This window comes from Pseudomonas sp. GW822-FHT07A10, assembly GCF_058798795.1.
Window position 1 is genome coordinate 137,389 of record NZ_JBXAKV010000010.1, and the last position, 21,495, is coordinate 158,883.

At 56.2% G+C, this 21,495-nt stretch carries 11 protein-coding genes; 6 read left to right on the forward strand and 5 right to left on the reverse strand.

What is annotated here, in order from left to right; translation table 11 throughout:
* The first annotated feature begins 166 nt into the window (after nucleotides 1–166).
* From AC1RL4_RS18205 to AC1RL4_RS18225, 5 genes are all read left to right on the forward strand, one after another.
* Complete coding sequence (locus AC1RL4_RS18205) at nucleotides 167–1,513, forward strand: DEAD/DEAH box helicase (RefSeq protein WP_019580783.1); 1,347 nt, start codon at nucleotides 167–169, stop codon at nucleotides 1,511–1,513.
* 411 nt (nucleotides 1,514–1,924) lie between these two features.
* Nucleotides 1,925–14,788: a hemagglutinin repeat-containing protein gene (locus AC1RL4_RS18210; RefSeq protein ID WP_493119849.1), complete on the forward strand. Its 12,864-nt coding sequence runs from the start codon at nucleotides 1,925–1,927 to the stop codon at nucleotides 14,786–14,788.
* 5 nt (nucleotides 14,789–14,793) lie between these two features.
* Entirely contained in the window at nucleotides 14,794–15,210 is a 417-nt protein-coding gene (locus tag AC1RL4_RS18215) for a hypothetical protein (protein WP_230174893.1), read from the forward strand.
* A gap of 489 nt (nucleotides 15,211–15,699) precedes the next feature.
* Nucleotides 15,700–16,245: a transposase gene (locus tag AC1RL4_RS18220; protein ID WP_230174897.1), complete on the forward strand. Its 546-nt coding sequence runs from the start codon at nucleotides 15,700–15,702 to the stop codon at nucleotides 16,243–16,245.
* Nucleotides 16,246–16,893: a transposase gene (locus AC1RL4_RS18225; RefSeq protein ID WP_230174891.1), complete on the forward strand. Its 648-nt coding sequence runs from the start codon at nucleotides 16,246–16,248 to the stop codon at nucleotides 16,891–16,893.
* 173 nt (nucleotides 16,894–17,066) lie between these two features.
* Here the strand turns inward: AC1RL4_RS18225 and AC1RL4_RS18230 are convergent, their stop codons facing one another.
* The gene (locus AC1RL4_RS18230) at nucleotides 17,067–17,339 is read right to left on the reverse strand and encodes a hypothetical protein (protein ID WP_028939944.1); all 273 of its coding nucleotides are present in this window, start codon (nucleotides 17,337–17,339) and stop codon (nucleotides 17,067–17,069) included.
* A gap of 477 nt (nucleotides 17,340–17,816) precedes the next feature.
* Nucleotides 17,817–18,551, reverse strand: a complete 735-nt coding sequence (locus AC1RL4_RS18235; protein ID WP_028939946.1) for a DUF899 domain-containing protein — start codon at nucleotides 18,549–18,551, stop codon at nucleotides 17,817–17,819.
* A 201-nt stretch (nucleotides 18,552–18,752) separates the two neighbouring features.
* Between AC1RL4_RS18235 and AC1RL4_RS18240 the strand changes: the two genes are divergently transcribed.
* Nucleotides 18,753–19,145, forward strand: a complete 393-nt coding sequence (locus AC1RL4_RS18240) for a hypothetical protein (RefSeq protein ID WP_019580775.1) — start codon at nucleotides 18,753–18,755, stop codon at nucleotides 19,143–19,145.
* 18 nt (nucleotides 19,146–19,163) lie between these two features.
* Here AC1RL4_RS18240 and AC1RL4_RS18245 read toward each other — a convergent pair whose 3' ends face one another.
* The 3 genes from AC1RL4_RS18245 to AC1RL4_RS18255 all read right to left on the reverse strand — a co-directional run bounded on the left by AC1RL4_RS18245 (nucleotide 19,164) and on the right by AC1RL4_RS18255 (nucleotide 21,225).
* Nucleotides 19,164–20,033: a DUF6279 family lipoprotein gene (locus AC1RL4_RS18245; protein ID WP_028939947.1), complete on the reverse strand. Its 870-nt coding sequence runs from the start codon at nucleotides 20,031–20,033 to the stop codon at nucleotides 19,164–19,166.
* Nucleotides 20,034–20,110: 77 nt separating this feature from the next.
* Entirely contained in the window at nucleotides 20,111–20,827 is a 717-nt protein-coding gene (locus tag AC1RL4_RS18250) for a TorF family putative porin (protein WP_028939948.1), read from the reverse strand.
* A gap of 209 nt (nucleotides 20,828–21,036) precedes the next feature.
* On the reverse strand, nucleotides 21,037–21,225 hold the full coding sequence (locus tag AC1RL4_RS18255) for a PFL_1563 family small protein (RefSeq protein ID WP_017337097.1): 189 nt from the start codon (nucleotides 21,223–21,225) through the stop codon (nucleotides 21,037–21,039).
* Nucleotides 21,226–21,495: the final 270 nt, after the last annotated feature.

The window sequence follows — 21,495 nt, forward strand, 5'->3', positions numbered from 1 at the left end:
CGACGGGGCGATTAGAGCATTTAAGAGGTTGCGGATGACGTTTTGAGACAAATCAGGCAACAAAAAAGCCACTGTTTGCAGCCGTTTGTATAAAGAAACTCGGCCTTCGCGCTCGAAACCGTTACCCTATGCAGCTGTTTTTTTGTATTTCTTCGAGGTAGCACCCGTGTTTTCCCAATTCGCCCTGCACGAACGTCTGCTCAAAGCCGTGGCCGAGCTTAAATTTGTCGAGCCAACGCCTGTGCAAGCAGCGGCTATTCCGCTGGCGCTCCAAGGGCGTGACCTGCGGGTGACAGCGCAAACCGGCAGCGGCAAAACCGCCGCCTTCGTTTTGCCGATCCTCAACCGCTTGATCGGCCCGGCCAAAGTCCGCGTCAGCATCAAGACCCTGATCCTGCTGCCGACCCGCGAGCTGGCCCAGCAGACCATCAAGGAAGTCGAGCGCTTCGCTCAGTTCACTTTCATCAAGTCCGGCCTGATCACCGGCGGTGAAGACTTCAAGGTCCAGGCCGCCATGCTGCGCAAGGTGCCGGACATCCTGATCGGTACGCCGGGCCGGATGATCGAGCAACTGAACGCCGGCAACCTCGACCTCAAGGAAGTCGAAGTGCTGGTGCTCGACGAAGCCGACCGCATGCTCGACATGGGCTTTGCCGAAGATGTGCAGCGTCTGGTGGACGAGTGCACCAACCGTCAGCAGACCATGCTGTTCTCCGCCACCACCGGCGGTTCGGGCCTGCGCGAGATGATCGCCAAGGTCCTGAACAACCCTGAGCACTTGCAGCTCAACGCGGTCAGCCAGTTGAACGAAACCACCCGTCAGCAGATCATCACCGCTGACCACAACCAGCACAAAGAACAGATCGTCAACTGGCTGCTGGCCAACGAGACCTACCAGAAGGCCATCGTGTTCACCAACACCCGGGCCATGGCCGACCGTATCTACGGCCGCCTGGTGGCGCAGGAATACAAAGCGTTCGTGCTGCACGGCGAGAAGGACCAGAAAGACCGCAAACTGGCCATCGACCGCCTGAAGCAGGGCGGGGTGAAAATCCTCGTCGCCACCGACGTCGCTGCCCGTGGCCTGGACGTGGACGGCCTGGACCTGGTGATCAACTTCGACATGCCGCGCAGCGGCGACGAATACGTTCACCGCATCGGTCGCACCGGCCGCGCCGGCAACGATGGCCTGGCCATCTCGCTGATCTGCCACGGCGACTGGAACCTGATGTCGAGCATCGAACGCTACCTCAAGCAGAGCTTCGAGCGCCGCACCATCAAGGAAGTCAAAGGCACCTACGGCGGACCGAAAAAGGTCAAGGCCTCGGGCAAAGCCGTTGGCGTGAAGAAGAAAAAGGTCGACGCCAAGGGCGACAAGAAGAAAACCGGCGCCAAGGCCCCAACCAAGCGCAAGATCGCCAACCGCCCGAAGACCGACGCCCTGTCGCTGGTCAGCAAGGACGGCATGGCACCTTTGAAACGCCGCAAGCCGGAAGCGCCGGCGGCTGAATAAAGCGCCGAAGCGAACCAATGAAAACCCGGACAGTGTCCGGGTTTTTTTACGTCAAGAAATTGCAGCCCTCGGCTCTGCCTCGATCCAGAGCGTTCAGGTAATCGACCAAAAACCGCAAGCTAGAGCCTTCGCAAAAAACATCCCGAACGGCTTATTGACGTCAGAATGATGGCAACTTAACATCGCGCCATCACATTGATATCACTTTGCCGTTTCGAGGGACCGAACAGACCATCCGCACGCTGATGCAATGGTCGTTTACGCCACGCTCTGGACCTTCTGACCCAGGCGCGTACCTACCCCCTTATGACGTATTCGCTCTGCAAGCGCCCCCAGCGTCTGCCGAGTCGGGACGGCTTTGTCTGTGATTTGCTCATTCCATTCTTGCCGTTCGCACCGAGACTCTTTGACATGGACGTTCGCCACTACGCCTTCCTCGCTGGCCAGCCCTCGGCTGCGGTAAAAAACCGCGAGCACTTCTGGGGCATGCCCAAGCGCGGGCTGGCGTTCCTGTTGGCCAACGTCATGTTCTGGCAGCCGATGTGGGCTCAGGCCGACGGGATTGTGGTGGCCACGCCGGGCACCAGCCTCGGGCAGGCGGGCAACGGGGTGCCGATTATCCAGATCGCCACGCCCAACGGCACGGGGCTGTCGCATAACCAGTTTCACGATTACAACGTCGGCACCCAGGGCGTCATCCTCAACAACGTCGCCAACCAGACCGGCGCGACGCAACTGGGCGGGATCATCATCGGCAACCCCAACCTGACCAACGGGGTCGCCGCGCAAACCATCCTCAACGACGTGGTCGGCGGCAGCCCGAGCCAGTTGCGCGGCTACACCGAAGTGGCGGGGCAGTCGGCGCGGGTCATCGTCGCCAACCCCTACGGCATCAGCTGCAATGGCTGCGGCTTCATCAACACCCCGCGCGTGACGTTGACCACCGGCAAACCGGTGCTGGACAACGGTCGACTGGATCGCTTCCAGGTCGATCAGGGCAGCGTCTCCATCGACGGCGCCGGGCTGAACGCCAACAACGTCGACCGCTTCGAAATCATCACCCGCAGCGCGAAGATCAACGCCGAGATTCAGGCGAAGAACCTGACCATCGTCGCCGGTCGCAACGACGTCAACGCCGACAGCCTCAACGCCACCGCCCGTGCCGATGACGGCAGCGCCAAGCCGCAACTGGCCATCGACTCTTCGGCCCTGGGCGGCATGTACGCCGGGGCGATCAAACTGGTCGGCACCGAAGCCGGGGTCGGGGTGAAACTCGATGGCAACCTGGCCGCCAGCGGTGGTGATATCCAGCTCGACGCCAACGGCCATCTCAGCCTTGCGCAGACTTCTGCGGCAGGCGCCGTCAATGTCAAAGCCGCCAGCCTCGATGCACGCGGCCCGGTCTACGCCGGCACCGCCGTCAACGTGCAAACCCAAGGCAACCTGACCAACCAGCAAACCCTCGCCGCCCGGGACAGCATCGCGCTGACGGCCGGTGGTGTATTGACCAACAACGGCATCATTGAGGCCGGGGTCAACGCCGATACCAGCCGCAATGCCAGCGGTGATGTGAACCTGAATGCGCAGAACCTCACCAATACCGGCAAGAGTGTTATTGCCAGCCGCAACCTGACGGTCAATACCAGCCAGACCCTGAACAATCAGGGCGGCACGTTGAGCGCCGGGCAAACCACCAACATCACTGTCGGGACTTTGGACAACCAGAACAACGGCCGGGTGTTGAGCAGCGGTACGCTGAATGTGACGGCCAATCAGGTCTTCAACACTAACGGGGTGATCAACAGCACGGGTAATTTGACGAGCACGATCGGTCAGTTGAACAACAGCAATGGTGAGTTGACCAGCCTGGCTAATGCAACCCTGAACATGGCCTCGCTGGATAACGTCGCCGGTCTGGTAATGGCCGGACGTTTACTGGATATCACCGCCAGCGGCACGATCAACAATATCGGCGGCACTCTCGCAGGAAAAAACGCTCTGACCGTCCGGGCACAAAACCTCGATAACAGCCAGCAAGGTGAGCTGAGCAGTGAAGGTCAACTGACCACCCGGGTCAGTGGCCTGCTGAACAATCAGAATAAAGGGCTGATCCAGGCCAACGGCGTAATGGATGTACAAGCCACACGCCTGGACAACCGTGAAGGCAAGATCTCCAGCCTCAACACGCTGACGGTCAGCAGCAGCAATGCAGACAACCGCGCAGGCGTGATTCGCGCGGATCAGGCGGTGAAGTTGTTGGTTACCGAGATGGATAACCGCGATAAGGGCCGCCTCGAAAGCAAGGCTGCACTGACCTTTGACGGCAACAAACTGGACAACCGCAACGGTGGTTGGCTGACGGCCAGCGGCCTGATGAGCCTCAAGGCCAAGGAGGTCGCCAACGATGCAGGCCGGATCTCAAGCCAGGGCGACGTCGAAGCGAATATCGACTCCCTCAGTCAGCAGGGCGGTGAACTGGTTGCCGAGGGGCATCTGAAGCTTACCGGCAAAACCCTGGGCAACCAGAAAAATGGCCTCGTCGCGTCCCTCAAGTCCCTGACAGTCAACGTCGAACAGATCGACAACCGCGGCGGTTCGTTGTCCAGCCAGGCCGACATGCAGGTCAATGGCAAGAGCCTGAACAACAGCGACGGCGGCAAGGTGCTGTCTGACACGACCCTGGCACTGAAGGTCGATCAGATCATCAACCAGACCGCAGGCCTGATCTTCAGCAAAGGCGCGAGCACGCTCAACGGCATCGGGCTCAACAACGTCGCCGGCAAAATTGTCAGCCAGAACAGCCTGGCGTTGACCTTCGACAATGCCATGGACAACCAGCAAGGCCTGATCAGCAGCGAAGGAACGCTGACACTCACCGCCGACACTCTGGACAACCGACTGGGCAAACTGTCCAGCCTCGAGGCCATGGCGCTCACCACGACGTCTGCGCTGCAAAACCAGGGCGGGTTGATCGCCTCGCAAAAAGGTCTGACGCTGGTCAGCGGCAGCCTCGACAACAGCGACAAAGGCATTGTCAGCGCCAAGGCCGCATCGAACGTCACCACCGGCGAATTCAACAACAGTAAGGGCGGCAGCCTGGCGACTGACGGTACCCTTGATCTGACAACCAAGCACCTGGACAACTCGGCCGGCCAGATTGGCAGTCAGCAAAAGTTGAACGTCTCGGTCACGAGTCTGGATCAAGACGGCGGCGAGCTGTTCAGCAATAGTGACCTGACCCTCGACCTGAACAATGGCCTGCTGAACAACCAGCGCGGCAACCTCCATACACCGGGTCTGTTGCTGTTAAAAAACCTCAATGAGGTGAACAACAGCGGCGGTGAAATCTCCGGTGCCAAGGCCTACAGCCTCACTGCGCAAAGCCTGAACAACGATGGCGGCAAGCTGCTGAGCAACGAGAAACTCACCCTCGTCATCGACCGTGCACTGAGCAACGTCAAAGGTCAGATCGTTTCCGCTGGCCTCGACAGTCGCAGTGCCAGCCTGAACAACGTCGGTGGTGAAATCCGTGGTCGCGGTGAAGTGGACCTGACGGTCACCGACGCTTTCGATAACCAGGCCGGCGTAGTCATTGCCGATGACGGGCTGACCGTAAAAGCCGCCAGCCTCGATAACCGCCAGGAGGGTTTGGTAGGGGCCACAAAAGCGCTGAAACTGACTGTCGATGACATCGATAACCGTAACGGCGAACTGTCGAGCAAGGCTGATGTGACACTGATCGGCCAACAACTCGACAACAGCGACGCCGGTTACATCCTGGCCGGTGGCAACCTTGCAGTGACCGTAGACAAGGTCATCAACCGCAACAAAGGGCTGCTGTCCGGCGACGCCGGGTTGACGCTGACCGGGAAAACCCTGGAAAACAGCGGTCGCCTTACCACGCTGAACAACCTCACGGTGAACCTCACTTCAGATCTGGACAACAATCAGGGCAGTCTCGTCAGCGAGAGCGAACTGGTGATCGATGCCCAGAGCCTGAGCAACAACGGCGGCACGATTTCCAGCGCCAAGGCGCTCACAGTCGATAGCAAAGGCGCGGTCAGCAACCAGGGCGGCAAACTGTTGACCGACACCACACTGACCCTCACTAGCATCAGTCTGGATAACCAGCAAAAAGGTGCGATCAGCAGCAAAGGTGGAATGAGCATCACCACCGGCGCGCTCAATAACAGCCAGGCCAGTATTTACGCGGGCGACAATCTGGAGTTGAGCGCCGGCCAGATCACCAACACCGGCGGCAGCATCGGCGCGGCCACCTCGCTGCTTGCCAACGTCACAGGCCTGGATCAGCAAGACGGCAAACTCTTCAGCAAGGGCACCTTGAGCCTGGACGTGAACGGCGGCGCGCTAAACAACCAGGACGGCTTCATCAACTCACCGGGCCAGTTGCTGCTGAAAAATCTTGCCGACGTGAACAACCGCAACGGTGAAATCTCCAGCGAGGAAGCCTTCGACCTGGTCGCCAAACAACTGGATAACAGCGACGGTGGTCGACTGCTCAGCAATCAGAAACTCACGCTGCACATCGACAACGCACTGACCTCGATCAAAGGCAAAATCGCCGCCGCAGCATTGCAAGTCCGCGCCGCCAGTCTGGATAGCAGCGCTGGCACACTGCTCAGCGATGGCGATCTGCAAGTGACCGTCGACGGTCTGTTGACCAACCAGAACAAAGGCGTGATCAAAGCCGCCGGACAACTCACCCTCAACAGCAACGGGCTGGATAACCAGGGCGGTACGCTACTCGGCGGCACCGGTCTCAGCATCGATCTGGGTGCAACACCTGCCGACTTGATTAACCAGAACGGCCTGATCAACACCAAGGGCGTGTTGAGCATTGCGCACCTGCGGGACCTGAATAACCAGCAAGGCGAAATCTCCAGCGTCCACAGCTTCAGCCTGACCGGCAACACGCTGGATAACCGCGGCGGCAACTTGATCAGCAATGATCAATTGACTCTCAACGCCACCCGCCTGAATAACCAGGGCGGCCTGGTTTCCGGCTGGAACAAACTCGCCGTCGCCGGCGGTAGCCTCGACAACAGCCAGGAAGGCACGCTCTCCAGCCTGCTCGGCAATCTGAACATCGACCTCAGCGGAGCGCTGATTAACAACGCCAAGGGCGGTCTGGCGGGCAAAGGCGATGTGACCATCACTGCCGCCAGCCTCGACAACAGCAACGGCATCGTCACCAGTGGCGGCAAGCAGACGCTGGCGATGACTCAAGGTGCGATCAACAACACCTCGGATGGCTTGATCGAAAGCAGCGGCACACTGGATATCAGCGCGACCTCCTTGAACAACGCGTCGGGGCAAGTCACCGCGAACCAAGCGCTGACCTTTACCGGTACGAGCCTGGATAACAGCAACGGCAGTGTGGTCGGCGCAGACAGCGTCACCCTCGATCTGCTCGGTACGTTGACCAATACCAAAGGTGCGCTGGGCAGTACGGGGCAGCTGGTGATCAAGCGCTCCAGCAGCATCGATAACCAGGGCGGCCAATTGATCAGTCAAGGCCTGCTGAGCCTGTTGACCGGAAACCTGAATAACAGTCTCGAGGGCACCGTGGCTGCCAACGGGCAACTCGACCTCACCGCCACCGGCAATGTTCGCAACGACGCTGGCGGCCTGATCTCCAGTCGCGATGCAGGCGTCAACGTTAAGGCTACCGGCCTCAACAACGCCCAAGGCGCGTTACAAAGCCAAGGCGCACTGACTCTGGACGTGTTGGGCGGCGCCATCGACAACCAGGGCGGCAAGGTCATCGCCCAGGCCGGTGAGCTGAACATCACCGCGGCCAGCCTCGACAGCCGCGCCGGCGTGCTGTCGAGCCTCAAGGGTTTGCTGCAGACCCGCCTGACGGGCGTATTGCGCAACGGCCAGGGCGGCAAGATCGAAGGCAATCGCCTTGACCTCCAGGCCTTGGGCGGAATCTACAGCGACGGCGGACGTATTGCCGCCAACTCCGGCAACATTCTGCTTAACGCTGGCCACGCCGCTATCGATAACAGCAACGGCGGAATCTACGCCAAAGGCCTGGTCAAGGTAATTGGCGGTTCGCTGAACAACAACGCCGGCAAGATCAGCGGCGACGGTATCGACGTCGTCCTCGATAGCAACCTCACCAACCGCGGCGGCCTGATCGAAAGCGTCGGCGCGCTCGCAGTGCGTGCCGCCAACCTGGACAACCAGGGCGGCAAGCTGCGTGCGTTGGGGGGCGTGGGTAAAACCAACTTTCAGATTGGCAGCCTGTTCGATAACCGCAATGGCCTGGTGGAAACGGCCAACACTGACTTGACCCTTGCGACGCCAAGCTTTTTGAACTCGGGCGGTACCGTGACCCATGTGGGCGCGGGTGAATTCGATATCTCGACAGCCAATGTCATGAACGCTGGCGGTTCGCTGGTGACGCGTGGTGGGCTGACCTTGAATGCTGATAGCTGGACTAACAGCAGTGTGATTCAGGCGGGGCGGTTGACGGTTAACGTAAACAATTTCGTGCAAACCGCGAGCGGGCAACTGTTGGCTTCAGACCACCTCGAAGGTCGGGGTGTGAATTGGAGTAATGATGGGTTGATTGCCAGTGACGGCAGCTTGAATCTCAACCTGGGTGGCACTTACGCCGGTAACGGGCGACTCTCCAGTCTGGGCAACCTGACATTAACTGCCGCACAACTCGGCTTGTCGAATGCGTCCAGCATTGGCGGGGGCGCACAAAGCACGTTCAACATCGGTGGCCAACTGACGAATGCCGGGGGGCGGCTGACCTCTGACGGCGCGCTGAATATCACTGCCAACAGTGTGAACAACACCGGTACGTTGGCTGCCGGGCAAGCGTTGACGATTAATACGGCGAGTCTGGTAAACAACCGCGGCCTGATCTTCAGCGGGCGCAACATGAACTTGCAGGTCGATGACCTAACCAACCAAAACGGCGATGTGTACAGCATCGGCAATCTGGCGATCACCGGACACAATAGTGGTCGTGCTAATTCGGTGACTAACCTGGCAGCGTCGATTAATGTTGATGGTGATTTTTCACTGTCGGCCAATAGTTTTAACAATAAAACCGAGGGGGTTGTTGGCGCGGAGAAATTCATCACAGGGGATATCACCTTTGATTGGCGAACCAATACTTTTTATGTCAATGAAAGTTATGATTCACAGTCCTATATTACAGGGGGTCAAGCAACACTTGTCGTAGCAGGAAACCTGACCGCTAACGTCGGTACCTTTAGCAATACGGCTTCTGTTATATCTGCAGGCAAGAACATCAAGCTGGACGTGGACTCGTTCGATAACAAAGGTTTGCAATCTGGAAACTTTACTCGCTCGCGTACCTTTAAACTCGGGAACATGCCGGAAAGCCTTGCCTATAGCTACGAGGGTTCCCTCTACGATTACGCACTCAGAAACTCCAAATACGTTTACCGTTATGAGAAAACTGTACATGAACCCGATAAGGGTGGAACGCATTTAGAATACATCGACTTAGATAAACAGCTGACCACAACGTTAAATACCAACTTTGGTATTGGTCCGGAAGTTACCGTGCCTGGGCAAATTTTGGCCGGTAGCCTGAAAGACGATACCCGGATCTTTACCACTGGTGGCGGCAGTGTCTCCTCCATCGTTCAAGCCGGGCAAGCGGTAGAAATCAACGCTAAAAACACGATCGACAACGGCAATCTCAACCCGTACACGAGTTTTGGCGGGACGACTAAGGGCACTGCGGACACCGGGGTCAAAAACTCCGCCAAACCTACTGTGATCTTCTTGAATCCGCAGCTACCGCCGGACCTGGCCCAACAACAAGTCAACCCGCTGACGCTGCCAGGCTTCACCCTGCCAACCGGCAATAACGGCCTGTTCCGCCTTAGCGGTCAAGGCGGCACCGAGCAAACGATCGTCCCCGGACAGAGCTGGACCATTGGTTCCGTTACAGCCGCTACCACGCAGCGTTCGGACGGCATGCCTGTCAGACAAGCCACCGAGCTCCAGTTCGACAAGAACGACCCGGTCTCGGTCAAAAAACGCGATCTGGCCCTGGCCAGTCGCCCGTCGGTGAGTCTCAACGATAAGACCGTTCAGGTCAGCGTCAACCCAGCCACCGGTGGCGGTCCGGTCGGTGTGCTGTTGCCCAACAGTGGGAACGTTTCCTTCAACGTGCCGCGTGTGCAGGGGCTGCCCGACACCAGCGTGCGCTCCAACCCGCATAAATACCTGATCGAAACTAACCCGGTACTGACCAACCTCAAGCAGTTCATGAGTTCGGACTACCTGTTGGCGAACCTCGGCTACAACCCGGACACCAGCGCCAAACGCCTGGGCGACGGTTTGTTCGAACAACGACTGATCCAACAGTCGATTGTCGCCCGCACCGGCCAACGTTTCATCGACGGCCAGACTTCCGACGAAGCAATGTTCAAGTACCTGATGAACAACGCCATCGCCAGCAAAGACCAGTTAAACCTGTCCATGGGCGTGACGCTGACTTCCCAGCAAGTGGCGGCGCTGACCCACGACATCGTCTGGCTCGAAGAGCACGTAGTGAACGGTGAAAAAGTCCTGGTGCCGGTGCTCTATCTGGCCCAGGCCAACAATCGTCTGGCACCCAACGGCGCATTGATCCAGGGCGGCGACGTGACCCTGATCGCCGGCCAGGACCTGAACAACGCCGGCACCCTGCGCGCCACTAACAACCTTTCCGCCGAGGCTGGCAACGATCTCACCAACACCGGCTTGATCGAGGCAGGTGATCGCCTGACGCTGAAGGCGGGCAACAACATCGTCAACAAATCGGGCGGGATCATTTCGGGTCGGGACGTCAGTCTGACGGCAACCAATGGTGATGTGATCAACCAGCGTGACGTGACCGGTGTTGATGTCCGTCGGGGTGGAAGTCTGCAGCATCGCGATTATCTCGATAACGCGGCGCGGATCGAGGCGGCTAACGACTTGAGCATTGATGCCGGTCGTGACATCAATAACATCGGAGGCGTTTTACAGAGCGGGCGTGATCTCGAGCTTATCGCCGATCGTGACGTGAACATCACCTCGGTCCAGGATCGCAGCACCAATGCGCGTGGCAGCCATTTTCTCAACCAGACCATCACCCAGCATGCTGCTGAAGTGACGTCTGGCCGGGATCTGTCGATCAGTGCTGATCGTGACGTCGCGGTTGTTGCCAGTCGCCTCGACGCCAAACGTGATATCGGTGTCAATGCTGGCAATGACATTGTCATTACCTCTGCAGCCAACGAAAGCGATTACGTCTCGCGCAGCAAGAAGAGCGCGCAGGAGACCCACAGCACCACTCAACAGTCCTCCGTACTGAACGCCGGTCGCGACATTGCCCTTAATGCGGGCAACGATCTGGGCATCATCGCCAGTCGGGTCAAGGCCCAGGAAGACATCAGCCTCGATGCGGTGCAGGACATCACCGTCGCCTCCGCAAAAGACGAGAGTTCTTCCTACTACTACAAGAAGAAAAAAGGTTCGTTCGGTCGCAGCAGCACCACCCAGAAAGAGAGTTACGACAGCAGCAACGTTGCATCGGTGATCGAAGCGGGCCATGACCTGACCGTGAACACTTCCAAGGGTGAGGATGGCGCGGTCAGCCTCGATGGTGGGCGTAATGTCACCATCATTGGCAGTCAGTTGAAGGCTGGTAATGATTTGGTGGTCGGTGCGACCAACGATGTCGCGGTACTCTCGGCCACTGAGGAAACCGGGGATTACAGCAAGAAGACCAAGACTGGTCTGTTCGGCATGTCGAGCAGCGGCAAAAGCCAACTGCAAACCACCGTTACCCAGATCGGTAGCGAGTTGACCGCCGGCCACGATGCGGTGGTGATCGCGGGGCGCGATGTACGCCTGAACGCCAGTGAAATTACCGCCGACAACGATGCCGAACTTCACGCCGGGCTGGTGGACAAAACCGGTGACATCACCCTGTCGTCCGCTGATGACCAAGCCTACAGCCGTGCCGAGGAGTACAAGAAAAAGCTTGGCTTGTCGCTCAAGGACACCATCGGTCTGTTCGCCGGGACGCCAGGTGTCGGCGCCGACATTACCCTCAACTCTTCGCACAAGGGTGGTCGCGAAGTCATCAGCTCCAACAGCGTCGGCAGCCAGGTCAATGCCGGACACAACGCCATTCTGAATGCGGCCCGTGATATCAACATCATCGGCAGCGGCGTCAGCGCCGATAACGATGCGATTCTCGACGCGGGTCGCGATGTCAACGTGGTCGCCTCCATCGACCAGCAGCGCAGTAATAGCTGGGAAACCGACAAAAGCTACGGCATCAAACAGACCATCGATAGCAACGGCTTCACCACGTTCGTCGGCAATGAAACCATTAAACATGGGGTGGATAGCAGCGGCTATACCGCGGCGGGCAGCTCCATCGATGCAGGGCAGAACCTCAAGGTGACTGCTGGTCGCGACGTCAACCAGCAGGGTTCTGATCTGACCGCGGAAAACAACATCAAGCTCAAGGCCGGTCGCGACATCAATATCGATGCCGAAGAAGAAGCCAGCGAAGTCACCATTCGTGACAGCGTGAAGCGCAACGGCACCACCACCACCGTCGCCTACAACTTCGGCAATACAATGGACGGCCTTAAAGGTACCGGCAAAGGAGAGGATGGGGTCAGCAAAGGTTCCAGCGTGCTGAAGACGGTCGACACCCTTGATCAGTTCTTCAGCGGGCCGAAGTTCGACGGGCACGCAGGCGCGTCAAGCACCAGCCAGACCCAGACCCAGACTTCGGTAAGCCACCGTCCTTCGACGCTCTCGGCCGGTGGTGATATCACCCTGGACGCTGAAAACGATGTGAATGTGAGTGGCAGTCAGTTCAACGCCGGACACAACATCAATGTCACCGGCCGCGACATCACCTTCGATGTGGCCCATGGCTCCCAAAACAGTGATGGTGGCCAAACCCAAAGCAAGGGGGGGCTCAAAGGCGGAACCACCGGTGGCTTTAAACTGGGTGTAGGTGTCAGCAATGCCGGTAGCAAGGATGAGTCGTCTCAAGGCACTTCAACGCCAACCCAACTCAATGCCGGCGGCAGCATCAACCTGGACGCGAAAAATGACCTGACGCTGATCGGCACCCAGGTCACAGCCGAACGGGATATCAAACTCAAGGCAAACAATGACCTGAATATCCTGTCTGCACAAAACGCATCCAGCAGCGAACACACCCGGCGCAGTTGGGGCGCGGAAGGCGGCATCATCGCCGGCCAGGACGGTTTCGGGGTCTATGGCTCTGTCAACGTCGGTATTGGTGATCTTGATCGCAAAGGCGTCCAGCAGCAGGAGGCCTACCTGTACGCCGGCAACAAACTGAGTTTCGAAAGCGGCCGTGATACCACCATTGCCGGCGCTACCTTACGTGGCGACGAAGTGATCGGTGATGTCGGTCGCAACCTCACCGTGACGTCCGTGCCGAACACCGGCAAGGTCGAAGGCAAAGAGTTCGATGCCAGCCTCACCGTGGCGGTCAGCTTCGGTGCGACGGTCAGTGGTTCCCTGGGGTATGGCCAAACCAACGGCAAAACCAATTGGGTCGAAAACCAGACCGTCATCAGCGGTAAAAACAAAGTCGATATTCGTACCGAAAACCATACCCAATTCGATGGTGCGGTGGTGTCTGCCGACAACGGCAACCTGAAGCTGGACACCGACACGCTGGGTTATCGCAACATTACCGGCAAGGACAACGAGCACGGCTATTACCTCAACGTTAGCGGCAGCTACGGTGGGGGTGGCGGTTCCCAGGCAGACAAACCCAATAAAGGTATGGAAGGAGGGGAAAAGAACAGCTGGGCAGTGGAGGGTTACAACCACACCAAGGATCGCGAGCAGACGCTGAACGCCACGGTTGGGGCGGGCGAGATAGTTGTGCGTCATGACAAGGCTACCGGTCAGGACTCCACAGCAGGCTTGAATCGGGATGTGAACAAAGCGTACGAGATCACCAAGGATGAGGAGCATCGTACAGATCTATATGTCAGCAGTTCCTCCATTGAATCGGTCAGCCATCCCCTTGATACCTTGAACCGCTGGAAAGACAGCGTCGTCAACTTCAAGAAAAACATGATCAAGCAGGCGCAGGATGGCGCGAAGGTGCTGAAAAACCTGGAGCGGGAGATCGACGCTCAGCTGCTCGATGTAGATCAGGTTTCGCCCAAGGCTCGTAAGGCATGGGGTGATAAGCGTGCGTTGGACATTGCCAAGAATTTTGTTCGACAGGGTATCGATCCTTCGCAGATGGATTCCCTTCCTGCGCAGGTCATTGACGGCTTGTCGCGTTTCGCGGATCTGGCGGCGGACTATAACAAGAAGGTGCAATCGTGCGTTGATGCAGGAGACTGCACTGTTGAAACGAAGGATGACGGTAACGGAGGGACTAGAGAAGTTATCAATCTTCCGCCGATATTTGTAAAAGAAAACGCCATCACCATTGGCCGAGCTGCTCTCATTGAGCTGCAAGATATGCTCAAGTTCGCTGACACACTCCCTCTTGAGCAGTTTCAGGCTATCGCAATCGCTGCCCAGGCCGTGATGGGGCCGATGAAGCTAGTGTTAAGCATGACCGCTAATACCCTGCTTAACATCGCATATGGTGATGAGATTGATGAGTTGAAAGAGACCGCTGCGATCAAGCTCGCAGCATTCTTTATCGATGAGTCAGAGGAAAGACTGACGAAGAGTAATGAGCATGCAAAGGACGAGCATGCAAAAGGTAATGGTGACTATTATTTCGATGGTGATGGATACGTCGTTGCGACTCGCTTTCTGATCGATGCGGTGCTGGGTGAATTCCAGGCGCTGGGGATCAAGGCTGGCGGCAGGGCTATCCAGGTTTTGGATAAGAAAAATCCATATGAAATTCTGGGCGGACCTCATAGAGATACGACCAAGCCCAAGAATGATGGTATTGACTCTCACCATTGCCCGGCAAAGGGATGTTATGTCGGTGCTCCAATTAGTACGAAGGACGGCCCGGCAATCAAAATGACGCCAGCCGATCATGCCAGGACTGCGAGTCATGGTAATTCTGATCAAGCTGTGGCATACAGGGCAAGACAGGAGGAGCTTTTAAGTCAAGGCAAGCTGATGGACGCTATCGACATGGATGTCCGCGATATAAGGGGTAAATTCGGCGATAAGTATGATGAGGCTATAAGGCAGATGTTGGATTACGCCTCAAAGTTGAATCCTGATGATTTTAAGAGATGATGAATATGAATTTTGAATTGTTGGCTTTTGGTGATATTGGCTCGATTAAAGTCGGCATGAGTCGGGTTGAGATAAGGTCGACCCTAGGGGGTGGTTTTGAGGAGTTTCTCAAAGGGCCAGATTCTGTTGTGCCAACAGATGCTTATGATGATTTTGGGGTGCATATTTACTATGATGAACATTATAGAGTTATCGGTGCAGAGTTTTTAAAGTGGAGTAATTTTTTCTGGAAGGGCCAACGATTGGCGGGTGAGGATCTGCAGTCGGTTCAACGGTTTTTTGAGAGCGAAGGTGAAGTGTTGACATTTAACTCTTCAGGTTTTTATGTAAATAGTTTGGGGCTAAGGTTATATGCTCCGGATATTGGGGAGGAAGATGCCATTGTTGAAGCGGTGTATGTGAGCTTTTTACGTGTTGAGTAGGCGTGAATTACGTAAAGGGGTGGATTTATTTATTACTGGTTTTGCGAGTAAATAAGACCGTACCCTTGATTTGTTAGGAATACCTGTTCCCGTTCACTTGGGACAAGGCGCAAGATCGCCAACCGCCCGAAGATCGACACTCTGTCGTAGGGCAGCAGCGAAAAACGGGCGAAAAACGGGGACAGACCACGTTTATCCTGAGAATGACAGAAAATGGGGGCAGACTACGTTTTTCTGTGCCGCACTTTAGCGATCTGAAATAGTGTGAAATAGATAGGGAGATTGTTTTTCGTAGGATTGACTAAGCTCTTGGCATCATTAATTGTGAACGGATTCGTCATATGCCACGCAGGGCACGTCTCTTGATACCAGGTGTCCCCTTGCATCTGATTCAACGAGGAAATAATAGATCAGGTTGCTTTTTTTAGAGGATGATTATCTTTTTATTTAGAGCTGCTTGCTGAGCAGGCCAACAAAAATGCGTGTGAAATTCACGCATGGTGTCTTATGACTAATCATGTCCATTTATTGATTAGCCCTCATGAACACAGCAGTACCAGCTCGCTTATGAAAGGAATAGGGCAACGATATGTGCAATACATAAATCGTACATATGGACGTAGTGGGACTTTATGGGAAGGACGCTTCCGTTCGTGCCTTGTTCAAAGTGATAGTTATGTATTGGCCTGTTATCGCTACATTGAGATGAATCCTGTCAGAGCCAAAATGGTGACGCATCCTGCGCAATATCGTTGGTCGAGTTATCGTGCTAACGCACAATCAGAGTTTTCGCATCTCATTACCCCGCATGCTCAGTACCTATCGCTTGGGGACACAGATGTATCGACTGCTGAAGTCTATCGCAAGCTTTTTAAAAGCGAGTTGGAGATAGGATTGGTTGAGCAGATTCGGGCTACCACCAATGGCGACTATGTACTTGGTGGTTCGCGATTTGCAGCCGAAATTGAAGCTATGATTGGGCGACGAGCTCGGCGGGGATGCCCGGGCAGACCGAAAAAGCATTCGATTTTTTAGATGGAAAACGTGGTCTGTCCCCGTTTCTCCCATCTGATTCAACGAGGAAATAATAGATCAGTTTGTTTTTTCTCAGAGGATGATTACCTTTTTTATTTAGAACTGCTTGCTGAGCAGGCCTACAAATATGCGTGTGGAGTTCACGCGTGGTGTCTTATGACTAATCATGTCCATTTGTTGATTAGCCCTCATGAATACGGCAGTGCAAGTTTGCTTATGAAGGGGATAGGGCAGCGATATGTGCAATACATAAATCGTACATATGGACGTAGTGGGACTTTATGGGAGGGACGCTTCCGTTCGTGCCTTGTTCAAAGTGATAGTTATGTATTGGCCTGTTATCGCTACATTGAGATGAATCCTGTCAGAGCCAAAATGGTGACGCATCCTGCGGAATATCGTTGGTCGAGTTATCGTGCTAACGCCCAATCAGAATTTTCGCATCTCATTACTCCGCATGCTCAGTACCTATCGCTTGGGGACACAGATGTATCGACTGCTGAAGTCTATCGCGAGCTTTTTAGAAGCGAGTTGGAGACAGGATTGGTTGAGCAGATTCGGGCTGCCACCAATGGCGACTGTGTACTTGGTGGTTCGCGATTTGCAGCCGAAATTGAAGCTATGATTGGGCGACGAGCTCGGCGGTGATGCCCGGGCAGACCGAAAAAGCATTCGATTTTTTAGATGGAAAACGTGGTCTGTCCCCGTTTCTCCTGCGTCCGGAACGCATTCCTGTGACGAGCGTGCCTTCTGCGTAAAGACGCTCAGCTATTTGAATTCCCTATGTAAAACGGGCGACCCATAGGTCGCCCGTTTTACATTTACTCCGCAGCCTGCGCCCGCAATCGCCTGCCAATCACATCCATCAAATCACAACCATCCCGCAACGGTATGGCCAGCAGTTTTGAAAAGTCGGACAGCACCACCGTATCGCAACCAATCTCGGCGCGAAAGGCGATGTTTTCCAGCACCTGGGTGACGGTGCGAATGCGGTAGTCGGCCATGGCGTGCAGGACGTCGAGTGGGGCTTGGGTGTCGATGAGCAGGGAGGCCGGGATCAGGTCGATTCCGGTGAGGGGCATGTATCGATTCATTTGAAGATCTCTGTTTGATGGGCTAATGCCGTCACTCAGTCGTCGCCAAACGAGAGGGTGGCAGCTGTACGCAGGTTGGCGAACCGGTACAGAGAAACCGGCAGATCCGAAGATCTCCCGCGCACAGCCGCCATAAATAGCGGCTTTGCGGGTGCGTTGGCGCCTGCAATTAAGCTGATAGCCTTCGCATTCTCTATAATCAGGTCGCCAAACCTGAATCGCCATTTGGGCGACGGGCGGACTATAAGCTTCATCGTTCCAGCGGTGCAAGACGACTGTTTCCGAGGTTGTTGTAGGGCGTTTGCCTGGCGGCAGTTGGGCAACCGGACGCGGCCTACAGAACACTACGCAACTTTGTGGGAGCGAGCCTGCTCGCGATAGCGGTGTATCAATCAACATCAATGTTGAATGTTAGTCAGTCATCGCGAGCAGGCTCCCACAGTGGATTGGTGGTGTTCATACTCGGCCCATGCGGGTCTACCCCCCATGGCAGCAACTGGCCGGCGCCTTGTCCTCATACCGATCGTGATGTCTCACCCAATCCATGATTTCCTCTTCATTACGCCCCTTAGGCGTGAGGTCCAGATAGTTGTAGGCGCCGACCAGCAAATCCAGGCCACGGGCATACGTTGAATAGGTATGGAAAATCTCCCCCGCTTCATTGCGATAAAACACGCTGAGCCCTGGGAGTTCTTCCTCAACACCGTCAGTTTTTTCGTAGTTGTAAGTAGCTTTTCCAGCGGCGACGTCTTCGGCCCGGGCGCAGACACCGAAGTCGTAGTTGAAGTCGCAGCCTTCAGATGAGACCCAATCGAATTTCCAGCCCATGCGCTGTTTGAACGGTTGGAATTCGGCGAACGGTGCGTGGGAAACCGCGACCACGGCGACGTCGTGGTGGGCCAGGTGGTGGTTGGCGCCGTCGATGTGGTCGGAGAGGAACGAGCAGCCTGGGCAGCCTTCGTCCCAGCCGGCGGCGAACATGAAGTGGTAGACGATCAACTGGCTGCGGCCGCCGAACAGGTCGGTCAGGCTCAGTTCGCCGTTGGGGCCCTGAAAGCGGTAGGGTTTGTCGATTTTTACCCAGGGCAGGGCGCGGCGTTCGGCGCTGAGTTTGTCTCGTTCTTTGGTGAAGGCTTTTTCGTGGGCCAGGTGTTGTTTGCGGGCCGCGACCCATTCTTCCCGGGACACGACCGGATGATTCTGTATGTTCATGCTGATTTCTCCTGCTTGCTGTGGCGAAAGTCGATCCGCGCAGAGGGGTAAACCGTCTTACACAGCCTAGTCGTTTGGCCTGCGCTCAAATCGACAGGCCGCCGGTCGGTTGGGGGAGAGACCTCGGCTGAACGGCTGCACTCCCTGTCGGTCACAACCTATGAAGGCCATTTCACTCGTGGGCACTGGAGGTTGATCAGGATGACGACTTATAACTGGGATTTGATCGAGCATTTACTGCACGAAGTGCAGAACAGTGCTGGCCGCAGTTTCACTCCACGGCCTTATGCCGAGCAGTATGCGGCGGCGAAAGCCTCCGCGGGCGAGCCGTTCGAGAATCTGGATCGCCTGAAAACGGTGGCCGGTGAGTACGAAAAAATACTGCTGTTGCGGGGGTATATCGAGCCTCGGCCGGAGGATCAGGGTGGCAATGGCGAGAATTACATTTTGACACCCCGGGGCTCGAGTTTGTTGAGCCTGATCGACAGCAGCATCCCGGGAAATGAGCATCCGCGCCAGGTGCTGGATGAGCAGGACGATGCGCTGGATGAATTGACGTTTGATGAGGTGGCGTCGAAGGCGCAGATTGCGTGAAGCTTGCAGCTTTAGAACTTATCCTCGTTGCGCCGCTTTCAGGCATTTCAAATCAGTGAAGTCCTTGCGCATGTCTTCAATCTTTTGCAGCAACCGTTGACGCTGAAACGGCGTGCTTTCGGCCATCAAGTCCACCAACAACGCTCGAGCCTGGGCTTCGGTGTTGGCGTAGGCTTCACGGTAAGCGGGGGTCCATAAACTCTCGCGATCAACCAGAAGCGTCTCGATTTGCCGTGGGAATTGCGGACTCTGACGTTGCGCGACCGCCGCGCTGAATTGCTGTTGCCAATGGACGCGGTTGGCAATCCATTCTTTGTTCTGATCCCCCAGGGCGTTCGACCAGGCCATCACCCGTTGCTGTTGGGTTGGGCTGAGTGGTCCGAGCCAGGCATTCAGGCGTTTTTCCATGCGCTTGCTTCGCTCTTTGATCTGTTGCTCTAGAGGTGGCTTCAGATATTCCTCCTGGCGTTTGCGCAGGTCCTTGGCGAAAGCGTCGTTCATTTCCGCGACTTGCTTGTCATCCAGCCCTTGCAACAGTTCGATGGCCGATGGGGTGATTTCCCGGGCGGTTTCGGCGATGGCTTGTTTGGCTTCCTGGGTACGGGCTTGCAGCTCAGAGTCGGTGATCTGGTTGGTCTCGATCATGGTCTGTAAACGATTCAGCCAGTCGAGGTAACCGGGTAGTTGCGTGGTGCAGTGCCAGCGCAGGTGTTCCTTGAGACGCTCGTTCAACCAGTCTTTTTGCTGGCGGTTCATGTCCAGGTAGTCGCTGAGCGTCCAGGGAATGATCACGTCGAGGTTGCGGTAAGCCAGGCCCACGCGGGTGCAGGCGGCGATGGTGAGGCTGAGCGTGAGGATGACGGTGATCTGTTTCAACCAATGCGACATGGCAAGCCCTTGCGAAGACCTGGTTTTTTATTGGGTTCTCTTATGTGAACGCAGGACGAGCCTGTCAGTTCAGCCGATTAATAGAAGGCGCGTACAGCCTTGAGAGTGACCAGGCCGTCGCACTCGCTATTGTGGCCGGAATAGGCGGAGCAATCGCTGCCGCTCAGGCTTGAGTCACTGTAGATCAAGTCCAGGTCGATACCCATGAACGGCCGGGACAATTTCACCGACCAGTCGGTAAAACTGCCTACATATCCACCGTCAACGGACACCGGCGTATTGAGCTGGTGAGTGGTGTATTTCAGGCTGACCCCGATGCCGAACGGCTGATTGCCACTGAGGTCGGCGAACAGGGTGCTGTTCTGTTTGTCTGGGTCGTTGCTGAAGGCAGCGCCGAAGCGGCTGCCCAGCAGGGTCAGGCCGCCGAACAACTCCTGGCTGTCGAGGGTATCCACTTTGGGATAGCTGTAATGGATCATGCCCACTTCGTAGCCGAGGGAGTGATCGAAGGGCTGTTTAAAGCCCATGTAGGAATCGACTTCAAGGTTGCTCGAAGGACTAAGCCCCATGCTGGGGGACCATTGGCCCACGTAGAAGCCGCTGTCGTGGCTCAGGTCGAGGCCACCGTGGAACGAGCCGGTCGTCGAGGGTTTGACCAGCCCTTGGGCCATGCTGCGGCTGGGGGTGGTGGCGAGTTTGAGATCGAAATCGCCCAATTCGCGCTGGAAGACTTGCGCATGGGCGACGGAACACCACAACAGGCTGGCGAGCAGGAGAAAAGGGGGCTTGAGCATGCGTCACTCCATGAGCTGCGAGGAGCAGGTGGTGAAAACCTGCTGAAACGCTTGATCCAGACACGTGCAAGCATACCGGCGAATGTTCGGCATCGAGGGCCGTTCGTCGATTGTTGAAATATTGATTTGTTTTATGGGGTGTTGCTGGAGGGTTCCAGTCCAAGCGCTTCGAAGCTCAAAGCGCTTAGGGACCAGTTAAAGCGGGGGAATTACTTTTTGCCCAGCGTGATCTGCTTGGACGGGCCGAACGTCTGGCCGCTGACGCCTTTGGCAATTTGCTGGATCTCGCCACCGGACTTGAGGAACGCAGCGATCTGATTGTTGATCGATTCGCTGGTTTCAACGGCTGGAGCTGGCTTTGCTTTGCTGTTGGATGCTTTTACACGCATGGCGGCCATTAACCTGTAGAAATTAACTTGGCCAGGCATCGTACAGGAAATACTTGACAATTGCTTGGTAAATATCCTCCCGAAATACACACGGCAGGTGCGCGAATAATCGCAAGTTATTATTTGGAATAGTCCCCTAAGCTGCTGTTTTAACTAAAAACCTCAGTGGAGAAATAGTGCTTTTCGGATGGGCTGGCCACCGTCCAGACCACCCGAACGGCCTGACGAGCGGCCAAACACGCCCGCCAAACCCAGGGAAATTAGGGCCTTGCGCGGATT